Here is a 2,048-nt window from a genome sequence, read left to right as displayed (position 1 = left end):
CGTAAAACTTGTGTGCATCAAGTCTCTTTTCGTTACAGCGTACTCTGAATTTGCCTATATTTTTAGCTTGAGCATATTGAACTAAAGCTCGACCAACACCGTGACCACGGCTTTCAGGAGAAACAACTAAACCACCAATTTCATAAAAGTTGTCTGATGCGAGACGTCTAGCATAGAAAAGATGTAGCCAACCAATAATTCGACCTTGCCACTCAGCTACAAATACTTGGTCTTGAGAAGAATTGAGCAATTCTTGAAGTTTTGTAGTGGATTCAGTGGAGGATAACTGAGAATAGCCAAGGGTGCTCGGAGACTTTATTGATACAAGCCGCATCCGATTCTGAAGCAGATCTGATAGTGTATTCCATGTGAAATCTCCTCCAGCTCATAACGCCAACCTAAGCGGCGCTTAATTTATTAAAAATCAACTACCTGAATCACAGTGGTCGTTTGAAAAAAGTGTGAGAGGTTTAAGCGACCAGCTTTAGGTTCTTGTTATGCCTGTGTTTGGTTGTTCAGCCGCTCTACAACTTCTCTTAGCGGACGAACTCTCAACTCAGTGATAATTAAAGAGGTAAATCCAAAAGCACAAGCCGCAATCAGAAGAGTGCTAATGAAGCTGATGGAACTCAACAACCCGTAAAGAGAGGTAGCCAAAAGAAGCGTATAAACGACGCCTAGAGGTAAGTCTCTAGTTCCAACAACATACTGGCCTTTTGCAAGTCATGAGCAACCGATACAGGGTTGGTCAAACCGCCAAGACGGATGTTGACCTTGTTCCCTTTGATCTCAGCATTGAATCCTTTGTTTTCTAATTCATTGGCTAATTCATTCATCAAGATGGTCCTTTTCCACATAAGGCATAACGCCTGCCAGCACAGGCAAAAAATTGCGGAGCGGTTTTTTGTCCTGTGGCTGCATTTGTTAGCCCTTGCTCCATGTCTTTCGTGGCTTGCCGCCAGCACCTTTTGGAAAAGCTACCGCAATTCACTTTGCCGCAAACCGTGTTTAAACAACAAAGAAACAACAACCTGAATGTGAATTCAACTGCGTGATTGGAATTTCAGACACGTAACGCAAACAAAGGTTGTTCGTAGATTTCGACACAAACCTGCGGCTATGAAAAGAGGAATTTGGCGACCAAGCCTTGGGACTCAAAACTCTAAAATTGATGGGGGATAACGCTTAGCTAACAGGCAAAATTGAATAAGCTATAATCGAGCGAAGCGAAGAGCTTATTTAATTTTGTCCTTGTTTAGCACCTTGTTAGCTGTGACTCTCTAGGAGCCTCGTAAATTGTTTAATAAGATCAGATAAAACCGTTTGGTCTGTTTCAAAGCCGAACTCGAATGATTGAGAGAACATTGAATGTTCAATGAACTCACCAGACACAACAACTTTACCCATTTGATTGCAGCCTATAGTAATAACTTGATCTTCGTATTCAGCCTTGAGCTCTGCAACACCATTAAACGATAAGTTCATTTCACTTAGTTTTTTGAGAAACTCTTGAGCGTAATACTTGCCAAAGAAAAACTGCCTTTCGCAATTAAGCCAACCAGACTTTACATATGCTAAACACTCGTAGGTGTCTGCACCCGCATCACTGATATTGCGCAACTCTAGCTGCTTACTTTCATCATTTGTTTGGAGTCTTATATTCATACTCATTTACAGCTAACGCCTGCCAGCACAGGCAAAAAATGGCGGAGCGGTTTTTTGTCCTGTGACTGCGATTGTTAGCCCTTGCTCCATATCTTTCGCGGCTTGCCGCCAGCACCTTTTGAAAAAGCTACCGCATTTCGCTTTGCCGCAAACCGTGTTTTAACCACCAAGAGACAACAACCTGAATGTGAATTCAAATATGTAATTGGAATTTCAGACACGTAACGCAAACAAAGGGTTTTCAGCGACTTCGACACAAACCTGCAGCTATGAAAAGGGGAATTTGGCGATTAAACCTTGAGACTCAAAACTCTGAAAATGATGGGGGATAACGCCCGCAGCACGGGCTAAAAATAGCAAAGCGGTTTTTAGTCCTGTGACTG

The 2,048-nt window shown here is 42.4% G+C and carries 3 protein-coding genes; all 3 read right to left on the bottom strand.

Annotation, left to right across the window (positions count from 1 at the left end):
* Positions 1-334: GNAT family N-acetyltransferase (locus CS022_RS24450; RefSeq protein WP_145964547.1), on the bottom strand; the 334-nt coding region annotated here is incomplete at its 3' end.
* Between the two features lie 343 nt (positions 335-677).
* Positions 678-836, bottom strand: coding sequence for a hypothetical protein (locus tag CS022_RS25095; RefSeq protein ID WP_161569747.1), 159 nt, complete (start codon positions 834-836; stop codon positions 678-680).
* A gap of 430 nt (positions 837-1,266) precedes the next feature.
* Complete coding sequence (locus CS022_RS24445; RefSeq protein ID WP_129124462.1) at positions 1,267-1,671, bottom strand: hypothetical protein; 405 nt, start codon at positions 1,669-1,671, stop codon at positions 1,267-1,269.
* Positions 1,672-2,048 lie beyond the last annotated feature (377 nt).

The organism is Veronia nyctiphanis (genome assembly GCF_004116385.1).
GTDB classification, from domain to species: domain Bacteria; phylum Pseudomonadota; class Gammaproteobacteria; order Enterobacterales; family Vibrionaceae; genus Veronia; species Veronia nyctiphanis.
Note: the sequence above shows the minus strand (reverse complement) of the source record. Positions and strands in the feature narration are given on the sequence as shown.

What these genes read in the sequence shown, in the direction of transcription:
- CS022_RS25095 (WP_161569747.1), bottom strand. Translation starts at nt 836, where the DNA reads ATGAATGAATTAGCCAATGAATTAGAAAACAAAGGATTCAATGCTGAG.
- CS022_RS24445 (WP_129124462.1), bottom strand. Translation starts at nt 1,671, where the DNA reads ATGAGTATGAATATAAGACTCCAAACAAATGATGAAAGTAAGCAGCTA.